The organism is Glaciimonas sp. PAMC28666 (assembly GCF_016917355.1).
Lineage (GTDB): Bacteria > Pseudomonadota > Gammaproteobacteria > Burkholderiales > Burkholderiaceae_D > Glaciimonas.
On record NZ_CP070304.1, the window covers coordinates 2,330,066 to 2,349,844 of the forward strand.

32 protein-coding genes are annotated in these 19,779 nt (G+C 49.4%); 30 read left to right on the forward strand and 2 right to left on the reverse strand.

Going from position 1 to position 19,779, the window contains the following annotated elements:
* Positions 1-17: 17 nt before the first annotated feature.
* Together JQN73_RS09890 and JQN73_RS09895 are read right to left on the reverse strand one after the other, a co-directional pair.
* Positions 18-1,928, reverse strand: coding sequence for a phosphoethanolamine transferase (locus JQN73_RS09890; RefSeq protein ID WP_205322871.1), 1,911 nt, complete (start codon positions 1,926-1,928; stop codon positions 18-20).
* Between the two features lie 178 nt (positions 1,929-2,106).
* Positions 2,107-2,343 carry a hypothetical protein gene (locus JQN73_RS09895; RefSeq protein ID WP_205322872.1) on the reverse strand — a complete coding sequence of 79 codons (237 nt, stop codon included), beginning with the start codon at positions 2,341-2,343 and terminating at the stop codon, positions 2,107-2,109.
* 539 nt (positions 2,344-2,882) lie between these two features.
* Between JQN73_RS09895 and rpsL the strand changes: the two genes are divergently transcribed.
* The 30 genes from rpsL to rpsK all read left to right on the forward strand — a co-directional run bounded on the left by rpsL (position 2,883) and on the right by rpsK (position 19,716).
* On the forward strand, positions 2,883-3,266 hold the full coding sequence (gene rpsL / locus JQN73_RS09900) for a 30S ribosomal protein S12 (RefSeq protein WP_205322873.1): 384 nt from the start codon (positions 2,883-2,885) through the stop codon (positions 3,264-3,266).
* A gap of 136 nt (positions 3,267-3,402) precedes the next feature.
* Positions 3,403-3,873, forward strand: a complete 471-nt coding sequence (rpsG, locus tag JQN73_RS09905) for a 30S ribosomal protein S7 (RefSeq protein ID WP_108441496.1) — start codon at positions 3,403-3,405, stop codon at positions 3,871-3,873.
* Between the two features lie 125 nt (positions 3,874-3,998).
* A complete protein-coding gene (gene fusA, locus JQN73_RS09910; protein ID WP_205322874.1) occupies positions 3,999-6,104 on the forward strand; it encodes an elongation factor G in 2,106 nt (701 codons plus the stop codon).
* A gap of 105 nt (positions 6,105-6,209) precedes the next feature.
* Complete coding sequence (gene tuf / locus JQN73_RS09915; RefSeq protein WP_205322864.1) at positions 6,210-7,409, forward strand: elongation factor Tu; 1,200 nt, start codon at positions 6,210-6,212, stop codon at positions 7,407-7,409.
* A gap of 95 nt (positions 7,410-7,504) precedes the next feature.
* Positions 7,505-7,822, forward strand: coding sequence for a 30S ribosomal protein S10 (gene rpsJ / locus JQN73_RS09920; RefSeq protein WP_108441493.1), 318 nt, complete (start codon positions 7,505-7,507; stop codon positions 7,820-7,822).
* Positions 7,823-8,018: 196 nt separating this feature from the next.
* Positions 8,019-8,687: a 50S ribosomal protein L3 gene (gene rplC / locus JQN73_RS09925; RefSeq protein WP_240162494.1), complete on the forward strand. Its 669-nt coding sequence runs from the start codon at positions 8,019-8,021 to the stop codon at positions 8,685-8,687.
* A gap of 3 nt (positions 8,688-8,690) precedes the next feature.
* The gene (rplD, locus tag JQN73_RS09930) at positions 8,691-9,311 is read left to right on the forward strand and encodes a 50S ribosomal protein L4 (RefSeq protein WP_168054174.1); all 621 of its coding nucleotides are present in this window, start codon (positions 8,691-8,693) and stop codon (positions 9,309-9,311) included.
* Positions 9,308-9,622 carry a 50S ribosomal protein L23 gene (rplW, locus tag JQN73_RS09935; protein ID WP_168054172.1) on the forward strand — a complete coding sequence of 105 codons (315 nt, stop codon included), beginning with the start codon at positions 9,308-9,310 and terminating at the stop codon, positions 9,620-9,622. The genes rplD and rplW overlap by 4 nt, the downstream gene beginning before the upstream one ends.
* Positions 9,622-10,449 carry a 50S ribosomal protein L2 gene (gene rplB, locus JQN73_RS09940; protein WP_108441489.1) on the forward strand — a complete coding sequence of 276 codons (828 nt, stop codon included), beginning with the start codon at positions 9,622-9,624 and terminating at the stop codon, positions 10,447-10,449. Before rplW ends, rplB begins: the two co-directional genes overlap by 1 nt.
* A gap of 10 nt (positions 10,450-10,459) precedes the next feature.
* Positions 10,460-10,735, forward strand: coding sequence for a 30S ribosomal protein S19 (gene rpsS, locus JQN73_RS09945; RefSeq protein WP_108441488.1), 276 nt, complete (start codon positions 10,460-10,462; stop codon positions 10,733-10,735).
* A 6-nt stretch (positions 10,736-10,741) separates the two neighbouring features.
* Positions 10,742-11,074 carry a 50S ribosomal protein L22 gene (gene rplV / locus JQN73_RS09950; protein ID WP_184013448.1) on the forward strand — a complete coding sequence of 111 codons (333 nt, stop codon included), beginning with the start codon at positions 10,742-10,744 and terminating at the stop codon, positions 11,072-11,074.
* Between the two features lie 9 nt (positions 11,075-11,083).
* On the forward strand, positions 11,084-11,926 hold the full coding sequence (gene rpsC / locus JQN73_RS09955) for a 30S ribosomal protein S3 (protein WP_205322876.1): 843 nt from the start codon (positions 11,084-11,086) through the stop codon (positions 11,924-11,926).
* A 2-nt stretch (positions 11,927-11,928) separates the two neighbouring features.
* On the forward strand, positions 11,929-12,348 hold the full coding sequence (rplP, locus tag JQN73_RS09960; RefSeq protein WP_168054168.1) for a 50S ribosomal protein L16: 420 nt from the start codon (positions 11,929-11,931) through the stop codon (positions 12,346-12,348).
* A gap of 12 nt (positions 12,349-12,360) precedes the next feature.
* On the forward strand, positions 12,361-12,552 hold the full coding sequence (gene rpmC / locus JQN73_RS09965; protein ID WP_205322877.1) for a 50S ribosomal protein L29: 192 nt from the start codon (positions 12,361-12,363) through the stop codon (positions 12,550-12,552).
* Positions 12,552-12,824 (forward strand): 30S ribosomal protein S17, encoded by a 273-nt coding sequence (rpsQ, locus tag JQN73_RS09970; RefSeq protein ID WP_168054164.1) that lies wholly within the window; start codon positions 12,552-12,554, stop codon positions 12,822-12,824. The genes rpmC and rpsQ overlap by 1 nt, the downstream gene beginning before the upstream one ends.
* A gap of 226 nt (positions 12,825-13,050) precedes the next feature.
* Positions 13,051-13,419, forward strand: a complete 369-nt coding sequence (gene rplN / locus JQN73_RS09975; RefSeq protein ID WP_108441483.1) for a 50S ribosomal protein L14 — start codon at positions 13,051-13,053, stop codon at positions 13,417-13,419.
* Positions 13,420-13,428: 9 nt separating this feature from the next.
* Entirely contained in the window at positions 13,429-13,743 is a 315-nt protein-coding gene (rplX, locus tag JQN73_RS09980; protein WP_205322878.1) for a 50S ribosomal protein L24, read from the forward strand.
* A 6-nt stretch (positions 13,744-13,749) separates the two neighbouring features.
* Positions 13,750-14,289 (forward strand): 50S ribosomal protein L5, encoded by a 540-nt coding sequence (gene rplE / locus JQN73_RS09985; protein WP_205322879.1) that lies wholly within the window; start codon positions 13,750-13,752, stop codon positions 14,287-14,289.
* A gap of 7 nt (positions 14,290-14,296) precedes the next feature.
* On the forward strand, positions 14,297-14,602 hold the full coding sequence (gene rpsN / locus JQN73_RS09990; protein ID WP_108441480.1) for a 30S ribosomal protein S14: 306 nt from the start codon (positions 14,297-14,299) through the stop codon (positions 14,600-14,602).
* A 14-nt stretch (positions 14,603-14,616) separates the two neighbouring features.
* A complete protein-coding gene (rpsH, locus tag JQN73_RS09995; RefSeq protein WP_205322880.1) occupies positions 14,617-15,012 on the forward strand; it encodes a 30S ribosomal protein S8 in 396 nt (131 codons plus the stop codon).
* 10 nt (positions 15,013-15,022) lie between these two features.
* Positions 15,023-15,556: a 50S ribosomal protein L6 gene (rplF, locus tag JQN73_RS10000; RefSeq protein WP_205322881.1), complete on the forward strand. Its 534-nt coding sequence runs from the start codon at positions 15,023-15,025 to the stop codon at positions 15,554-15,556.
* A gap of 12 nt (positions 15,557-15,568) precedes the next feature.
* Positions 15,569-15,931 (forward strand): 50S ribosomal protein L18, encoded by a 363-nt coding sequence (gene rplR / locus JQN73_RS10005; protein ID WP_108441477.1) that lies wholly within the window; start codon positions 15,569-15,571, stop codon positions 15,929-15,931.
* Between the two features lie 12 nt (positions 15,932-15,943).
* Positions 15,944-16,462, forward strand: a complete 519-nt coding sequence (rpsE, locus tag JQN73_RS10010) for a 30S ribosomal protein S5 (protein WP_168054154.1) — start codon at positions 15,944-15,946, stop codon at positions 16,460-16,462.
* Between the two features lie 10 nt (positions 16,463-16,472).
* On the forward strand, positions 16,473-16,652 hold the full coding sequence (gene rpmD, locus JQN73_RS10015; RefSeq protein WP_205322882.1) for a 50S ribosomal protein L30: 180 nt from the start codon (positions 16,473-16,475) through the stop codon (positions 16,650-16,652).
* Positions 16,653-16,678: 26 nt separating this feature from the next.
* Positions 16,679-17,110, forward strand: a complete 432-nt coding sequence (gene rplO, locus JQN73_RS10020; RefSeq protein WP_168054152.1) for a 50S ribosomal protein L15 — start codon at positions 16,679-16,681, stop codon at positions 17,108-17,110.
* Positions 17,111-17,136: 26 nt separating this feature from the next.
* Entirely contained in the window at positions 17,137-18,468 is a 1,332-nt protein-coding gene (gene secY, locus JQN73_RS10025) for a preprotein translocase subunit SecY (RefSeq protein WP_108441473.1), read from the forward strand.
* A gap of 35 nt (positions 18,469-18,503) precedes the next feature.
* Positions 18,504-18,722 (forward strand): translation initiation factor IF-1, encoded by a 219-nt coding sequence (gene infA, locus JQN73_RS10030; RefSeq protein ID WP_014004414.1) that lies wholly within the window; start codon positions 18,504-18,506, stop codon positions 18,720-18,722.
* Positions 18,723-18,762: 40 nt separating this feature from the next.
* Complete coding sequence (rpmJ, locus tag JQN73_RS10035) at positions 18,763-18,876, forward strand: 50S ribosomal protein L36 (protein WP_168054150.1); 114 nt, start codon at positions 18,763-18,765, stop codon at positions 18,874-18,876.
* A gap of 27 nt (positions 18,877-18,903) precedes the next feature.
* Positions 18,904-19,269 (forward strand): 30S ribosomal protein S13, encoded by a 366-nt coding sequence (gene rpsM / locus JQN73_RS10040; protein WP_108441471.1) that lies wholly within the window; start codon positions 18,904-18,906, stop codon positions 19,267-19,269.
* Positions 19,270-19,311: 42 nt separating this feature from the next.
* Complete coding sequence (gene rpsK, locus JQN73_RS10045; protein ID WP_014004417.1) at positions 19,312-19,716, forward strand: 30S ribosomal protein S11; 405 nt, start codon at positions 19,312-19,314, stop codon at positions 19,714-19,716.
* The last annotated feature ends 63 nt before the right edge of the window (positions 19,717-19,779 follow it).

Consider the following 19,779-nt stretch of genomic DNA (forward strand, 5'->3'; position numbering starts at 1 on the left):
CGGATAACGCCTGCTCTTTAGTCTTTCAATTGCACCAATGGCTTACTGTTATCTTTGACTTCCCTGCAGTCGCCTTTAAAGGTCGAATTGTCGTAATCAGACCAACCATAACTATCCACATAGCGCTTCTGGGGACGCAACTTGCTACTTAAGAAGCTCCTCTCCAGATGCTCATCCGGGTAACGAATATCCGACAAATCCAATAGTGAATGAAACACATTTTCGGTGTTGATGCGAGCACGCTTATGCCGGATCAACTGTTCCACTTTTTCTGGATACGCCGCCTTGTAGAGGTCGGAATACCACATTAAACCAGGAATATGGAACTCGAACTGGGTATTGTGGCCGTGGAACGCGATCTTGCAACTGCCGTCATATAACGTCTCTCCATGGTCCGAGAAATACATCATCGCGGTTAGCGCATTGGTTGATTTGAGCGTTTTGATAACTTGCTCCAAAAACCAGTCTGTGTAGAGAACCGAGCTGTCATAACTGTTATTTAGGGCCGGTTTGTTCGCCAGATTGGTGTAAGCAGGATTCGACACGCCGAACAGTGACGGTTGCCATTGATCGAATTCCTTCGGGTATCGATGGCTATAGTTCCAGTGACTGCCCAGCGTATGCAAGACAATTAACTTCTTCGGATGGGGATCATGGATTGCGGACTGCAAAGGCGAAAGCAGCGCCTGGTCGAAGCTGGAGGTGTCAGTAAATCCCCCGAGATTAATGAATTGTGTGACGTCCGCCTCATTGGCAAACACCGAAATTGGCGTATCGAATTTGCCGAAGGACATTTGGTTAGAAATCCAATAGGTCTTGAAGCCAGCTTCCTTATACGCGGTGATGAAGGACTTCTCCGAAAACCCCGCACGCAGGCTTTGCAGGATCGGCTTACGCGAGATCATCACAGGAACCGACAAGCGTGTCGCGGCGACCCCGGTGAGTACGTCAGAAAAGCTGACAAGGTTCGGTTCCTGTTTCAATAATGGATTAGTCTCGCGGGCGTAGCCGTTCAGGCTCCAGCGGTCATAACGTGACGACTCACCGATCACCATGACCACAATCTGCGGGGTTTCCTGTTGACTGACCTGATGCGCACCAAACGCAAAATTGCGATTCTTACGCTGCAGATCTTCCAGATACTTGTGCTCCTTCCAGAAATCATACCCACGCACAGCCAGACCAAACGGCCAGGTTGCCCCAAATGGTTCAGGCTGAAATGGCACGCTCGCCCAGCTCGGAAGCATGCAGCACTTATGCGGTGCCCCCGCTGCAGATGCCAATGCTGCCGGCTTCGGCGTCACAGCAAGGTTAGTCGAATGCCCGGCGCTCGCTGCTGGAAGGGGTGCCGATTTCGCCGCAGCGTTCACGGACGCCGGCGGGCTTTTATGCAACGGCTGAGACAACATGAGCGATGCGAAAGGAGAGGGCTTAATCCCGACCTGATCGCCGTACAACCAAATGCTAAATGCAGCCACCGCCAACAAGCAACATACCCATCGTGAGCGCCCGTGCCAGTCCAAATCGCGGGTTCGCCATGCTGCAACCCAGCTTAAGGCCCACCACAACAGAATGAAGACCACCAAAAACGCCAGCAGCCAGATTTTATTACCCAGAAATTCGATCGCTTCGGCGGGCGTCGTTTCGGCAATGATACCCAGGTGATGGGTAGAGATTCCCTGTCCATAAAACTTGCGCAGGTAAAGCTCGACCGGTAACGCGATAAACGCAGGTAGTAATAACCAGTGAAACAGCGCGGGACGTTTCGCTAACGCCCACACCGTCACCCACGCAATAAATTCGATCGCAACGATACGACCGGGACGGTCCACGACCTGACCAAAGAGCCACGGCGCGAATGGCACCAATGACAGGATGAAATAGGTGATTAATACAAACAGATTATTGCGATGCAGCAACTGTGACATTGTGATGACGAAAAAAAGAGAAAAGGTATTATCCCGTAACCCCGCTGACTTGCACGGACTAAAGATATAAACTATTTCGCGTTAATATTTCTCGTGCTGGCCGCAACGTGGTTCGAGTGGTGAAGGGCCTGTTTTCGCAAGCATGGAACGCCGGCGCGGGCTGGCGTTCCATGCACCTTTAACTAAACGCGGCCGCGTTCACATCGAGTGCCTTGACTTCACCCTGGGCGTCCTTCAGCAAGGCTTGCGCCGCCTCAAGGACTTCTTGCACGGTAGTGGCGGGGAGTTGGTCGCGTTCGCTGTCAAGCGCAGAAGACAGGGTGGCGAGGATCGCAGAGATACGGCTATGTAGCAGTGTAAGATTATCGACGATATCGATATTTTTCTCGGGGTTGGCTTGAGTCTGTATAGACATTGTGTCCTTCTTGGATGGTGTTCGATCCGCTTCCCGTCGTCAAACGGGGTGGGCGGCAAATAGAAGGGTTGACGAACCGACATCCAACAAATCGGCAGGCCGAAGCCTCCCCCCTATTGCCTCCCAAAAAAAGGCGCAACAAGGCTGCACGCACGTAAAAAAACCGCATTGGGCGGTTTGTGCGCATTGGATATGTCAGGTCGTCAAACCCGTTCCCCTCTTTTTAAGGGACTTTTTTAGTATCTGGTATTTTTGACGAACGTGCAAGCCGTCCGATAGCAGCGCGGTGCTCACGCGCCTCGGTTATGGGCTAATAATGACTTGACCGGATCGCATCATGCCGATATACTCGCGGGTTCTCGATTCTAAGTTTTACTGGTTTCGAACGTTCTTTAGTGTGCTTAGGCTTACTGCCGTGCGTTTCTCCTTTATTGCCAAATCGAACTGCGCGGGATTTTCGTGCAAGTATCTGTCCAATCCCGGACAACCGATTTCGGGATTGTTGTTATTAACGTCGTAATTTTGTTGGATAAAAAACGATGCCAACCATCAATCAATTGATTCGCCAGCCACGCGTATCTGCTGTTGTAAAAAGCAAATCGCCGGCGCTGGAAAACAGCCCACAAAAACGCGGAGTATGTACCCGTGTTTATACGACAACTCCAAAGAAGCCAAACTCGGCTCTGCGTAAAGTTGCCAAGGTACGCTTGACCAACGGTTTCGAAGTTATTTCGTACATCGGCGGTGAAGGCCATAACCTGCAAGAGCATAGTGTCGTGTTGTTACGCGGCGGCCGTGTAAAAGATTTGCCGGGTGTGCGTTACCACATGGTTCGCGGTGCATTGGATACTCAAGGCGTCAAGGATCGTAAGCAATCGCGTTCGAAGTACGGTACCAAGCGCGCTAAAGCTACAAAGAAATAATTTTTCGTCAGGCGCAAGCCAGATGAAACAGGTGTCGGTCCCCAATGGGCCGAGTAAGTGGGTAGCTATGATGGCTGTCCGCGAGGGTGCAGGAGCAGAGCTCCACACACTCAACTGAAGATTGAAAGGAATCGAAATGCCACGTCGTCGTGAAGTTCCCAAGCGGGACATATTGCCGGATCCTAAATTCGGTAACATTGATGTTGCGAAATTCGTCAACGTCTTGATGCTTTCCGGTAAAAAATCGGTAGCTGAAAACATTATTTACGGTGCTTTTGAGCACATCCAGACTAAATCCGGTAAAGATCCGCTGGAAGTGTTTGCATTGGCTATTGGCAACTGCAAGCCGCTGGTTGAAGTTAAATCGCGTCGCGTTGGTGGTGCAAACTACCAGGTGCCAGTAGAAGTTCGCCCGATCCGTCGTATGGCTTTGTCGATGCGTTGGTTGCGTGAAGCAGCTAACAAGCGCAGCGAAAAATCGATGCCACAACGCCTCGGCGGTGAATTGCTCGAAGCTGCAGAAGGTCGCGGCGGTGCAATGAAAAAGCGCGATGAAGTACACCGTATGGCAGAAGCGAACAAGGCGTTCTCGCACTTCCGCTTCTAATAGACTGGATGGCTGTCTCCGAGATCGAGACCGCTGTTCGCATCTGAAATTTGTTCGAGCCGAGCGCATATTTTCATTGAAAAATAGCGCTCGGTTTCGTGCATTAAAAGACTTAGGAATAAATCATGGCTCGCAAGACCCCCATTGAGCGCTATCGCAATATCGGTATTTCCGCTCATATTGATGCTGGTAAGACCACAACCACTGAACGTGTATTGTTTTACACCGGTGTGAACCACAAGATTGGTGAAGTGCATGATGGCGCCGCCACCATGGACTGGATGGAGCAAGAGCAAGAGCGCGGTATCACGATTACTTCCGCTGCTACCACCTGTTTCTGGAAAGGTATGGCGGGCAATTTCCCTCCACACCACATCAACATCATTGATACTCCGGGTCACGTCGACTTCACTATTGAAGTTGAGCGTTCGATGCGCGTATTGGATGGCGCTTGCATGGTGTACTGCGCAGTTGGTGGCGTTCAGCCGCAATCTGAAACAGTATGGCGTCAAGCCAACAAGTACAAAGTGCCACGCTTGGCATTTGTCAACAAAATGGATCGTACCGGCGCAAACTTTTTCAAAGTTTACGAGCAGATGCGCGCGCGTCTGAAGGCCAATCCAATTCCTATGCAAGTACCTATCGGTGCTGAGGAAAATTTTGAAGGCGTGATCGATCTGGTCAAAATGCAAGCGATCTATTGGGATGATTCAACTCAGGGTATGAAGTTCGACTACCGTGATATTCCTGAAAATCTGCTGGCAGAAGCCAAAAAATGGCGCGAGAACATGGTCGAAGCGGCTGCTGAAGCATCAGAAGAACTGATGAACAAGTACCTCGACGAAGGTGATCTGACAGAAGAAGAAATCAAAGCTGCGATTCGCCAGCGTACTATCGCTAGTGAAATCGTGCCAATGATGTGCGGTACAGCCTTTAAAAACAAGGGTGTGCAGGCAATGTTGGACGGCGTGATCGAATACTTGCCATCGCCAGTCGATATCCCACCTGTTCCAGGTATGGATGAAGACAACGAGCCAGTAGTGCGTAAAGCAGAAGACACTGAGAAATTTTCAGCGTTGGCGTTCAAAATTGCAACAGATCCGTTTGTTGGACAATTGTGCTTTATCCGCTGCTATTCAGGTACTTTGAATTCGGGCGACACCGTTTATAACTCTGTAAAAGAGAAAAAAGAGCGTATCGGCCGTATCGTTCAGATGCACGCAAATCAGCGCGAAGAAATTAAAGAAATGCTGGCTGGTGATATCGCAGCGGTCGTTGGTCTGAAAGACACGACAACTGGTGATACATTGTGCGACGACAAAGCGATTGTTGTGCTTGAGCGTATGATTTTCCCTGAGCCAGTTATTTCGCAAGCTGTTGAGCCGAAGACTAAGCAAGATCAGGAAAAAATGGGTCTGGCATTGAATCGCCTGGCCGCTGAAGATCCATCGTTCCGCGTACGTACTGACGAAGAATCGGGTCAAACCATCATCGCCGGTATGGGCGAGTTGCATTTGGATATTATTGTCGATCGTATGCGCCGTGAATTTAACGTCGAAGCGACCGTTGGTAAGCCACAAGTTGCGTATCGTGAAACGATTCGCAAGACTTGCGAAGAAATCGAAGGCAAGTTCGTTAAGCAATCCGGTGGTCGTGGTCAATATGGTCACGTAGTTCTGAAGATTGAGCCGCAAGCGCCAGGTAAGGGCTTTGAGTTCGTCGACGCTATTAAAGGCGGTACTGTTCCGCGCGAATACATTCCTGCAGTTGAAAAGGGTGTTCGTGAAACATTAACTTCAGGTGTATTGGCCGGTTACCCGGTTGTTGACGTTAAAGTCACACTGTTCTTCGGTTCTTACCATGATGTTGACTCCAACGAAAACGCCTTCCGTATGGCTGCTTCGATGGCGTTTAAAGACGGCTGCCGTAAGGCCAGCCCAGTCATTCTGGAGCCGATGATGGCCGTTGAAGTTGAGACGCCAGAAGACTACGCCGGTACAGTGATGGGCGATTTGTCGTCACGTCGCGGTATGGTGCAAGGTATGGATGAAATTGCTGGCGGTGGCGGCAAAATCATCAAAGCTGAAGTGCCATTGTCGGAAATGTTCGGTTACTCGACTTCGTTGCGTTCGGCCACTCAAGGCCGTGCAACTTATTCGATGGAATTCAAGCATTACTCCGAAGCGCCGAAGAACATCATCGACGCAATCGTGACATCGAAGACTAAGTAATCAATAAGTAAGATACGGCATTTTGCCTGCCTCGGAAGAGGCAGGCATGTGCCTGACAAATTTCAGTATTTCATTGAATAATCGCTCTTTTGAAGGAAGAATAAAATGGCAAAAAGTAAATTCGAACGGACCAAGCCGCACGTCAACGTCGGTACGATTGGTCACGTTGATCATGGTAAAACCACCCTGACTGCAGCAATTTCAAAAGTGCTGACCAAGAAATTCGGCGGCGACATGCGCGATTTCAGCACGATTGACTCGGCTCCTGAAGAGCGCGCACGTGGTATTACTATTAATACTTCGCACGTAGAATACGAAACAGCGAATCGCCATTACGCGCACGTTGACTGCCCAGGCCATGCTGATTATGTTAAAAACATGATTACTGGTGCTGCTCAGATGGATGGTGCGATTTTGGTATGTTCGGCTGCTGATGGTCCAATGCCACAAACGCGTGAGCACATCCTGTTGGCGCGTCAAGTTGGTGTGCCATACGTGATCGTATTTTTGAACAAAGTAGACATGGTCGACGACGCTGAGTTGCTCGAGCTGGTTGAAATGGAAGTGCGTGAGTTATTGAGCAAGTACGATTTCCCAGGCGACGATCTGCCGATCATCCAGGGTTCAGCGAAGCTGGCACTGGAAGGCGACACAGGTCCGTTGGGCGAAGAAGCGATCATGAAACTGGCCGATGCGTTGGATAGCTACATTCCAACCCCGGAGCGCGCAGTTGACGGTGCCTTCTTGCTGCCAGTGGAAGATGTATTCTCGATCTCGGGTCGCGGTACTGTTGTAACTGGCCGTATTGAGCGCGGTATTGTGAAAGTTGGCGAAGAGCTGGAAATCATCGGCATCCGCGACACACAAAAGACGACTTGTACTGGTGTTGAAATGTTCCGTAAGCTGCTGGACCAAGGTCAAGCTGGCGATAACGTTGGTGTGTTGTTGCGCGGTACCAAGCGTGAAGACGTAGAGCGCGGTCAAGTTCTGGCAAAGCCAGGTTCGATCAAGCCACACAAGCATTTCACTGGTGAGATCTATGTGTTGTCGAAAGATGAAGGCGGTCGTCATACTCCGTTCTTCAACAACTATCGTCCACAGTTCTATTTCCGTACTACAGACGTTACCGGTTCGATCGCTTTGCCAGAAGGTAAAGAAATGGTCATGCCAGGCGATAACGTCTCCATCACTGTGATGTTGATTAACCCAATCGCGATGGAAGAAGGCTTGCGCTTCGCTATTCGTGAAGGTGGTCGTACAGTTGGCGCCGGTGTTGTTGCCAAGATCCTGCCAGATCCACAATAAGTTGGTGTATTTGTCCGGTGCGTTGTAGGCCGGACAGGTTGTTAAATATACCTTGGATGGCTATTCATTCAAGGGTCGTTCTTTAAAGGAAAATCATGTCTGCTCCAAATCAAAAAATCCGGATTCGTCTGAAAGCATTTGACTATCGTTTGATCGATCAGTCGGCACAAGAAATCGTCGATACAGCAAAGCGCACTGGTGCAGTTGTTAAGGGTCCAGTACCTTTGCCAACACGTATTCAGCGTTTTGACGTTTTGCGTTCGCCGCACGTCAACAAAACTTCACGCGATCAGTTTGAAATCCGTACGCACCAACGTTTGATGGACATCGTTGATCCTACAGACAAAACTGTTGATGCATTGATGAAGCTGGACTTGCCAGCTGGCGTTGATGTAGAAATCAAACTGCAGTAATTCCTGATTTACAACAGTTGCGGTGCAACTGTTGTAAAAAAGATTTAACGGGATAACTCCTGCACATACCATGATCAACTTGGTGTTGCAAATTAAATTTATCCCGGATATACTAGTTGGCTTCGGTGTGGTCGTGGATTCCACAATCACACGTATTTAGTAGTACAACATCAGCCCCGCCCAATCGTAGGCGGGAATGGAGAAAACAATGAGCCTAGGCCTTGTTGGTCGCAAGGTTGGTATGATGCGCATCTTTACGGATGATGGGGAATCAATTCCTGTTACCGTTGTGGACGTATCGAACAACCGTGTGACTCAAATCAAAACGCCTGAAACAGACGGTTATACCGCTGTTCAAGTAGCATTCGGTCAGCGTCGCGCTTCACGCGTGAATAAAGCTGCAGCCGGTCACTATGCCAAAGCTGGCGTAGAAGCTGGTACCATCCTAAGAGAATTCCGTATCGATTCTGCTAAAGCATCTGAATTGACTGCCGGCGACGTTATCGCTGCCAGTTTGTTCGAAGCCGGGCAAAAAGTCGATGTGCAGGGTACTTCAATCGGTAAGGGTTACGCTGGTGTTATCAAGCGTTACAACTTCTCATCCGGTCGTGCTACCCACGGTAACTCCCGTTCACATAATGTTCCGGGTTCCATCGGTATGGCGCAGGATCCAGGTCGTGTTTTCCCTGGTAAGCGTATGACCGGTCACATGGGTGACGTTACTGTAACCACGCAAAATCTTGAAATCGCACGTGTTGACGCTGAGCGCCAACTGTTGATGGTTAAAGGTGCGGTTCCAGGTGCGAAGAACGGTCAAGTTGTCGTGATGCCTGCTGTTAAAGTCAAAGCAAAGAAGGGAGCCTAATTCATGGAACTCAAGCTCCTGAATGACCAAGGACAAGCTGCTTCAAATGTTGCCGCTCCGGATACTATATTCGGTCGTGACTACAATGAGGCGCTAATTCACCAAGTCGTCGTCGCTTATCAGGCTAACGCTCGCAGCGGTAACCGTAAGCAAAAAGATCGTGAAGAAGTTCATCACACAACCAAAAAGCCTTGGCGTCAAAAAGGTACGGGCCGCGCTCGTGCTGGTATGTCGTCATCACCTTTGTGGCGTGGCGGTGGTCGTATTTTCCCGAACTCGCCTGACGAAAATTTCACGCATAAAGTTAACAAGAAGATGTATCGCGCAGGTATCTGCTCGATTCTGTCTCAGTTAGCACGCGAAGGTCGTCTGTCGGTTGTCGAGAACTTCTCGGTAGAAGCACCAAAGACTAAGCTTTTGTCGCAAAAGCTAAAAGATATGGGTCTGGATTCCGTGTTGATCATTACTGACAACCTGGAAGAAAACCTGCTATTAGCGGCGCGTAACCTGCCAGGCGTACTGGTATGTGAGCCACGTCATGCTGATCCAGTTTCTCTGGTGTTCTACAAGAAGATCTTGATCACCAAGTTGGCATTGGCCAAGATTGAGGAGATGCTGGCATGAACGCATTAAAACATAGCGAAGAGCGCTTGATGAAAGTGCTGCTAGCGCCAGTTATTTCCGAAAAGGCAACGTTTGTTGCGGAAAAAAACGAGCAAGTCGTTTTCCGTATCGCACCAGACGCTACCAAACTGGAAGTGAAGGCTGCTGTCGAATTGCTTTTCAAAGTGCAGGTTGAGTCGGTGCAAGTCGCCAACCGCATTGGTAAGCAAAAGCGCTCCGGCAAATCCAATGGCCGACGTAATCATACTCGTCGTGCATTTGTTTGTTTGAAACCGGGTCAAGAGATCAACTTCACCGAGGAGGCTAAATAATGGCACTCGTTAAAGTTAAACCGACCTCGCCGGGTCGCCGTGGAATGGTTAAGGTCGTTAATCCCGACCTATACAAAGGCCGTCCATTTGCTGCCCTGATCGAAAAGAAATCGAAAACAGCGGGTCGTAACAACAACGGTCATATCACTACCCGTCATATCGGTGGTGGTCATAAGCAGCACTATCGCGTTATTGACTTTAAGCGTAACAAAGATGGTATTCCAGCGAAAGTGGAACGTATCGAATACGATCCAAACCGCACTGCGAATATCGCGTTGTTGTGCTATGCAGATGGTGAGCGTCATTACATCATTGCAGCTAAAGGCATGGCAGTCGGCGACCAGGTAATGAATGGTTCGCAAGCGACGATCAAGTCTGGTAACTGCCTCCCAATCCGTAACATTCCGGTTGGTACCATCATGCATTGCGTTGAAATGCTTCCAGGTAAAGGCGCTCAAATGGCGCGTACTGCTGGTGCTGGCGTTGTGTTGATGGCACGCGAAGGAATCTACGCTCAGGTGCGTTTGCGTTCTGGTGAAGTCCGTCGTGTGCACATTGAATGTCGTGCAACGGTAGGCGAAGTCGGCAATGCAGAACATAGCCTTCGTAAGATTGGTAAAGCGGGTGCGATGCGTTGGCGTGGTGTTCGTCCTACCGTTCGCGGTGTGGTTATGAATCCGGTCGACCATCCTCACGGTGGTGGTGAAGGTAAAACCGCAGCTGGTCGTCATCCAGTTTCGCCATGGGGTCAACAGACAAAAGGGAAGAAGACACGCCGTAACAAGCGTACTACTTCAATGATTGTCTCGCGCCGTGGCAAGAAATAAGGGGTAACACATGACACGTTCATTGAAAAAAGGGCCGTTCTGCGACGCCCATCTGGTGAAAAAAGTCGAGGCTGCTCAGGCAATCAAAGACAAGAAGCCAATTAAGACTTGGTCGCGTCGGTCAACCATCATGCCGGACTTTATCGGTTTGACGATTGCTGTGCATAACGGCAAACAACACGTCCCGGTTTATGTTTCCGAAAATATGGTCGGTCACAAGCTCGGCGAATTCGCTCTGACCCGTACGTTCAAGGGTCATGCCGCCGATAAAAAGGCTAAGAGATAAGGTCCGATGATGGAAACTAAAGCTACCCTCCGCGGTGTGCGTCTGTCGGCCCAAAAGGGCCGTCTGGTCGCCGATCTGATTCGCGGCAAAAAAGTTGATCAAGCTCTTCATATTCTGACGTTTAGTCCGAAGAAGGGTGCAGCTATCATTAAGCGTGTTCTGGAGTCCGCAATTGCGAACGCCGAACATAACGATGGTGCTGATATCGACGAACTGAAAATCACGACGATCTATGTCGAAAAAGGTTCGGTCCTTAAGCGCTTTACAGCGCGTGCTAAAGGCCGTGGTGATCGTATCTCGAAGCAATCCTGTCACATTTACGTGACTGTCGGAAACTAAGGAGTCACGATGGGACAGAAGATTCATCCAACCGGTTTTCGACTTGCAGTAACGCGTAACTGGAGTTCACGTTGGTATGCTGGCAATAGTAATTTTGCCACCATGCTGAACGAAGATCTGAAAGTACGCGCTTACCTCAAGAAAAAACTGAAGAACGCCTCCGTCGGTCGTGTTGTAATTGAGCGTCCTGCAAAGAACGCCCGTATTACAATTTACAGCTCGCGTCCAGGTGTTGTTATCGGTAAAAAAGGCGAGGACATCGAAGTATTGAAGTCAGCGCTGACCAAACTGATGGGTGTGCCGGTTCACGTTAATATCGAAGAAATTCGTAAGCCTGAAACCGATGCACAGCTGATCGCTGATTCGATTGCTCAGCAGCTCGAAAAGCGTATTATGTTCCGCCGCGCGATGAAACGTGCGATGCAGAATGCAATGCGTCTGGGTGCGCTAGGGATCAAAATCATGTCGGCCGGTCGTCTGAATGGTATTGAAATTGCTCGTACTGAATGGTATCGCGAAGGCCGTGTGCCACTGCACACTCTGCGCGCTGACATTGACTACGGTTTTGGCGAAGCTGAAACTACGTACGGCATTATCGGTATCAAAGTCTGGGTTTACAAAGGCGATCGTTTGCCTAACGGTGAAACACCGGTAGTCGACATCCCTAATGACGATGACAAAAAGCGTCGTGGTCCACGTCGTGACGATGGTAAGCCGTCTAGCCGTCCACGTCCTAAAACTACAACCGCAGCGGGTCCGGGTGCAGCAGTTGCGCGCCCAGCCCGTGCCAAAAAGCCGGATGGCGCTGCTGAAGGTGCTGTTGTTGCACCGGCTGAGAAAGCAGGAGAATAATCATGCTGCAACCAGCACGCAGAAAATTTCGTAAAGAGCAAAAAGGCCGCAACAAAGGCATTTCTCATTCGCGCGGCACTGCTGTGTCGTTCGGTGAGTTCGGTCTGAAAGCGGTTGGCCGTGGTCGTATCACGGCTCGTCAGATCGAAGCTGCACGTCGCGCAATGACACGCCACATCAAACGGGGTGGTCGGATCTGGATTCGTATTTTCCCAGACAAGCCAATTTCCCAAAAACCTGCCGAAGTCCGCATGGGTAACGGTAAGGGAAATCCTGAGTACTACGTGGCTGAGATTCAGCCAGGTAAAATGCTATACGAGATGGATGGCGTCGATGAAACACTCGCGCGTGAGGCATTCCGTTTGGCTGCAGCTAAATTGCCGCTATTGACCACGTTCGTCGTGCGTCAAATCGGCCAATAATTGGAGTGAATCATGAAAGCATCTGAACTCCGCGACAAAGATCAAGCGGCATTGGCGAAAGAGCTGAAAGAGTTGCTGAAGGCGCAGTTTAGCCTTCGTATGCAAATCGGTACTCAGCAATTGAACAATACGTCGCAATTGAAGAAAGTTCGTCGCGATATCGCACGGGTAAAGACCGTCATCAATCTGAAGGGCGCCCAGTAATGAACGATCAAGTGAAACAACCGCTGAAGCGCACGCTGGTTGGTAAGGTCGTATCCGATAAAATGGATAAGACAGTTACCGTCCTAATCGAACGCCACGTAAAGCATCCTCTGTATGGCAAAATCATCGTACGTACTAACAAGTACCACGCGCATGATGAAGCCAATCAGGCTAAGGAAGGCGACGTAGTTGAGATCCAGGAAGGCCGCCCTATCTCCAAGACTAAAGCTTGGAGTGTGACGCGTGTTGTACAGGTTGGACAAGTTTTATAAGTATTTGTTGCGAGCCAGGCATTTTGATGTAATAATGCTTGGCTTCGCTCTTGTTGGTTCCCAATAAGAGCGAAACGAACACTCTGCAGTTGAAAGTCAGAATTAGCATGAAGTTTTGGAAGTCGTCCACCTAAGCAGTACATCCATCAGGGTGTTTCTGACAGGACCAAGACTGACCGTATATCCGCATAGTGCGGCCGCGAGTTAAGTTGGGAAAGAAAATATTATGATTCAAACGGAAAGCCGGCTCGAAGTAGCCGACAACACTGGTGCGCGCGAAGTTATGTGCATCAAGGTTCTGGGTGGTTCCAAGCGTCGTTACGCTAGCATTGGCGATGTTATCAAGGTAACTGTCAAAGTTGCAGCGCCGCGCGGTCGCGTTAAAAAGGGCGAGATCTACAACGCCGTGGTTGTTCGCACTGCTAAAGGTGTGCGCCGCCCCGACGGTTCGTTGGTCAAGTTCGATGGCAACGCAGCTGTGTTGCTTAACGCAAAGCTGGAGCCAATTGGTACGCGTATTTTTGGACCAGTCACTCGTGAATTGCGCACTGAGCGCTTCATGAAGATTGTGTCTCTCGCGCCTGAAGTGCTGTAAGGAGTCGAGATGGATAAGATTCGGAAAAGTGACGAGATAATCGTCCTGACTGGTAAAGACAAGGGCAAGCGCGGTGTTGTAAAACAACGCGTTGATGCTAACTTCGTTATCGTTGATGGTATTAACATCGCTAAAAAAGCGACTAAGCCAAATCCGATGACGGGTGAAACTGGTGGCATCGTTGATAAGCTGATGCCAATTCATGTGTCAAATGTTGCGTTGTTCAACGCAGCAACTGGCAAGGCAGATCGCGTTGGTTTTAAAGACGTGGACGGTAAGAAAGTTCGCGTTTTCAAGTCCAGCGGCGAAGTTGTTAAGGTTTAAGAGATCATGGCCCGTCTCCAAGAGTTCTATAAAAACAAGATCGTTGCTGATCTTGTGGCGAAATACGCTTACAAATCGGCAATGGAAGTTCCGCGCATTCTGAAGATCACCCTGAACATGGGTTTATCTGAAGCCATTGCGGACAAGAAAATCATTGAGCACGCTGTTGGCGATTTGACCAAGATTGCAGGTCAAAAGCCAGTTGTGACCAAGGCGCGTAAAGCGATTGCGGGTTTTAAAATCCGTGAAGGCTACCCAATTGGTTGCATGGTTACGCTTCGTGGTGCGCATATGTACGAGTTTTTGGATCGCCTGGTTACTGTCGCGCTACCGCGCGTTCGTGACTTCCGTGGTGTATCCGGTCGTGCATTTGACGGTCGTGGAAACTACAATATCGGTGTGAAAGAGCAGATCATTTTCCCCGAAATTGAATACGACAAGATTGATGTACTGCGTGGTCTGAATATCAGTATCACGACGACTGCCAAGACCGACGACGAAGCGAAATCGCTTCTCGCCGCATTTAAATTTCCGTTCAGAAACTGAGGTTGCCATGGCAAAACTGGCACTGATTAACCGTGAACAAAAGCGTGCTGACCTGGTAAAGAAATTTGCCGGTAAGCGTGCCGAGTTAAAGGCAATCATTGATGACCAATCGAAGTCGGAAGAAGAGCGCTACGAAGCTCGCTTGAAATTACAAGCGTTGCCACGTAACTCGAATCCGACTCGTCAACGTAATCGTTGCGCCTTGACTGGTCGTCCACGTGGCACTTTCCGCAAGTTCGGTCTGGGCCGTATTAAGCTCCGTGAAATCGCCATGCGTGGTGAGATCCCGGGTATGACTAAAGCTAGCTGGTAATAGGAGAATATGCAATGAGTATGAGCGATCCTATCGCCGATATGCTGACCCGTATCCGCAATGCGCAAGTAGTACAAAAGACCGCCGTGGCAATGCCATCGTCGAAGGTCAAAGTTGCGATTGCTAACGTCCTCAAGGACGAGGGTTACATCGAAGATTTTGCTGTTGCTGAAGCAGGTGGCAAAGCAGAATTGAAAATCGGTTTGAAGTATTATGCCGGCCGTCCAGTTATCGAGCGCATTGAGCGCGTATCCCGTCCAGGGCTACGTGTCTACAAGGGCAAAGATGACATTCCAAATGTGATGAACGGCTTGGGTGTTGCAATTATTTCGACACCACAAGGTGTCATGACGGACCGCAAAGCGCGCGCAACCGGTGTCGGTGGCGAAGTTATTTGCTACGTCGCCTAAGGAGTCCAACATGTCACGTGTAGGTAAAATGCCGATTGCACTGCCAGCTGGCGCGGAAGCGACCATCTCTGCAGAGCAGATCGTAGTAAAAGGCCCTTTGGGCACATTGTCCCAGTCCCTAACAGGTCTGGTGACTATCGAAAACAACAACGGTACGCTTAATTTCGCAGCCGCGAATGACAGCCGCGAAGCCAATGCGATGTCCGGAACACTACGTGCTCTGGTCAACAACATGGTTACCGGCGTTACCAAAGGGTTCGAAAAGAAGCTGAACCTGGTAGGCGTTGGTTTTCGTGCGCAAGCGCAAGGCGATAAGTTGAATTTGTCGCTCGGTTTCTCGCATCCTGTTGCTCACCAAATGCCAGAAGGCGTAAAGTGTGAAACACCGACGCAAACCGAGATCCTGATCAAGGGAATTGACAAGCAACGTGTTGGCCAGGTTGCTGCTGAAGTTCGTGCTTACCGCAAACCTGAGCCTTATAAAGGCAAGGGCGTTCGTTACTCGGACGAAGTGGTAATCCTCAAAGAAACCAAGAAGAAGTAATAGGGGTTGACGATGGATAAGAAACAATCACGTCTGCGCCGCTCACGCCAAACGCGTGCCAAGATCGCAGAGTTAAAGGTGACTCGCCTAGCAGTGCATCGTACTAACTTGCACATCTACGCTAGCATCATTGGCCCTGACGCTAAAGTGTTGGCTTCGGCCTCGACACTTGAAGCTGAAGTGCGTCAAGAGTTGGCTGGTCAATCAGGCAAGGGCGGAAACACTTCTGCTGCGTCGCTGGTTGGTAAGCGTGTCGCTGAGAAGGCATTGAAAGCCGGAGTTACCGAAGTTGCGTTTGATCGCTCCGGTTTCCGTTACCATGGCCGCGTCAAGGTGTTGGCAGATGCCGCACGTGAAGCTGGTCTGAAGTTCTAAGGGAAAATCGTCATGGCAAAAATGCAATCGAAAATGCAAAGCGACAAGCCGGATGATGGCATGCGCGAGAAAATGATTGCGGTCAACCGTGTAACCAAAGTGGTTAAGGGTGGTCGTATCATGGGATTCGCAGCATTGGCTGTTGTTGGTGATGGCGATGGCCGTATCGGCATGGGCAAGGGCAAATCGAAAGAAGTGCCAGTTGCAGTGCAGAAGGCTATGGAAGAAGCCCGTCGCAAGATGATCAAAGTAACGTTGAAAAACGGCACTTTGCAGCATACCCTGACCGGCAAGCACGGTGCATCATCAGTTTTGATGGCGCCAGCTAAAGAAGGTACTGGTGTTATTGCTGGTGGTCCAATGCGCGCTATTTTTGAAGTGATGGGTGTGACCAACGTTGTGGCTAAGTCCAACGGTTCCACTAATCCTTACAACTTGGTTCGGGCTACGTTGAACGGTCTGGCAAAAATGAACACTCCATCGGAAATCGCTGCGAAGCGTGGTAAGTCCGTTGAAGACATTATCGGCTAAGGTGATCAAGATGACAAAGACTCTAAAAGTACAATTGATCAAAGGTTTGATCGGTACGCGTGAAACACATCGTGCGACAGTGCGCGGTCTGGGCTTGCGTCGTGTTAATTCGGTCTCCGAATTGCAAGACACCCCATCTGTGCGTGGCATGATCAATAAAGTGTCCTATCTTGTGAAAGTAGTTTCGTAAGCTTAGGCTTACGAACGGAGCAAATTATGGAATTGAATACTATCCAACCAGCAGATGGCGCTAAGCACTACAAGCGTCGCGTCGGTCGCGGTATTGGCTCAGGTATCGGTAAAACTGCCGGTCGTGGTCATAAAGGTCAAAAATCTCGTTCGGGCGGTTTTCATAAAGTCGGTTTTGAAGGCGGTCAGATGCCTTTGCAACGTCGCTTGCCTAAGCGTGGTTTTAAATCAATGGCAACGCCGTTCAAAGCAGAAGTTCGCTTATCGGAATTAGAGCAATTGCCTGTTACCGAGATCGATATTTTGGTCTTGAAGCAAGCCGGTGTTATCGGTGAGCTGGCACGCGTGGTACGGGTTATCCTGTCCGGCGAGCTGACAAGAAAAGTAAATTTGAAAGGCTTGATCGCCACTAAAGGCGCTAAAGCTGCGATTGAAGCAGTTGGCGGCACTGTTGCTTAATCTGGCTTACTGACTCGGAGCGACAATTGGCGACTACTCCACAACTTGCAAAAAGCGCCGCTAGCGGTTTCCCTTGGGGGCGTTTGTGGTTCTTGCTTGCAGCATTAGTTGTTTATCGGATCGGCGCACATATACCTGTGCCGGGTATTGACCCGACACAGTTGGCCCAGTTGTTTAAACAGAACCAGGGCGGTATTCTGGGTATGTTTAACATGTTTTCCGGTGGTGCGTTATCTCGCTTTACCGTGTTTGCACTAGGTATCATGCCGTATATTTCGGCATCTATCATTATGCAGCTGATGTCGATCGTGTCACCTCAGCTCGAGGCTTTGAAAAAAGAAGGCGAGTCTGGACGACGCAAGATCACACAATATACGCGTTACGGTACGTTGCTTTTGGCAACTTTCCAGGCGTTAGGTATAGCGGTAGCACTTGAATCGCAAGCGGGCCTGGTACTTGATCCTGGTTTAGCATTTCGTTTCACAACGGTTGTAACGCTAGTAACCGGTACTATGTTTTTGATGTGGTTGGGTGAGCAGATTACTGAGCGTGGTCTTGGTAACGGCATCTCTATCATTATCTTTGCTGGTATTGCAGCTGGTTTGCCTAATGCAGTCGGTGGTTTGTTTGAGTTAGTACGCACTGGATCGATGGCAGCGCTATCAGCGATTTTGATATGCCTGATTGTCGCAGCGGTTACGTTTGTGGTTGTATTCATTGAGCGTGGTCAACGCAAAATCCTTGTGAACTACGCCAAGCGGCAAGTTGGTAACAAGATATACGGTGGTCAAAGTAGTCATTTGCCATTGAAGCTAAATATGGCGGGCGTAATTCCTCCGATTTTTGCTTCATCGATTATTTTGTTTCCAGCAACGATCACCAGCTGGTTTATTTCAGGTGACACGACCAATCCGGTTGTGCGATTCCTGAAAGATCTGGCTGCGTCACTGGCACCTGGCGAACCGATTCACGCTTTATTGTATGCAGTTGCCATTGTGTTCTTTTGCTTTTTCTATACCGCTTTGGTATTCAATAGCAAGGAAACAGCAGATAACCTGAAGAAGAGCGGTGCATTTGTTCCAGGGATTCGTCCAGGTGATCAGACTGCACGTTATATCGACAAGATTTTGATGCGTTTGACCTTAGCGGGTGCGGTTTATATTACACTGGTCTGCTTGTTGCCAGAGTTCTTGATTGCACGCTGGAAGGTGCCATTTTATTTCGGCGGTACGTCTTTGTTGATTATCGTTGTGGTCACCATGGACTTCATGGCGCAAGTACAAAATTATGTGATGTCGCAGCAATATGAATCGCTGCTTCGTAAAGCAAATTTTAAGGGCGGAATTCCTACGCGTTAAGTTGGATGCAGCGCCCAGAGGAACCAGTAGACCGAATGGCAAAAGACGACGTTATCCAGATGCAAGGCGAGATTCTTGAGAATCTCCCCAATGCTACATTTAGAGTCAAGTTGGAAAACGGACATATCGTCCTCGGTCATATTTCTGGCAAGATGCGAATGAACTATATTCGTATCCTCCCAGGAGATAAGGTGACGGTAGAATTGACTCCTTATGATTTGAGCCGGGCACGGATTGTTTTCCGTACCAAATAAACAGTATTTAGAACCTTAAGCTGAAAGAAAGAGGGCTACCATGAAAGTGCTCGCATCAGTTAAGCGGATTTGCCGCAACTGTAAGATCATTAAGCGCAAAGGCGTTCTACGCGTCATTTGCATAGAACCGCGCCATAAACAGCGTCAAGGTTAACTAACGTTATTGATCGAGGAATAACGAATGGCACGTATTGCAGGGGTAAATATCCCAAACCATCAACACACTGTTATCGGCTTAACCGCCATTTATGGTGTTGGCCGCCCACGTTCGCAGAAAATCTGCGACGCGACGGGTATTTCGACCAGTAAAAAGGTCAAAGATCTAGACGATAGCGAACTAGAAAAGCTACGCGATGAAATTGCAAAATTCATCGTCGAAGGTGATCTACGTCGCGAACTGTCGATGAACATCAAGCGTCTGATGGATCTGGGTTGCTACCGTGGTATGCGTCACCGTAAGGGTCTACCTTGCCGTGGTCAACGTACCCGTACCAACGCCCGTACCCGTAAGGGGCCGCGTAAAGCCGCTCAATCGCTGAAGAAATAATTAACTTCGCGTTGATTTGTAGTCGGATTCAAGGAAATTATTATGGCAAAGTCCCCCAATAACGCCGCAGCAGCACGTGTGCGTAAAAAAGTTAAAAAGAACGTTGCTGAAGGTATCGCGCATATTCACGCATCCTTTAACAACACCATCATCACGATTACCGATCGTCAAGGTAACGCGTTGTCATGGGCGACATCTGGTGGTGCTGGCTTTAAAGGCTCCCGCAAGTCGACTCCATTTGCAGCGCAGGTAGCAGCCGAAGCAGCTGGTAAAGTAGCAGTTGAATGTGGTGTGAAAAATCTGGAAGTTCGTATCAAGGGCCCTGGTCCTGGTCGCGAATCTGCAGTTCGCGCATTGAACAACCTGGGTATCAAAATTACTCAGATTCAAGACGTGACACCAGTTCCACATAACGGTTGCCGCCCTCCAAAGCGTCGTCGTATCTAAGAAATTATTGCGCTGTTAGTTTTCGAATTAACAGTTTGCAAGTGACCCGCCAATGACCTTGGC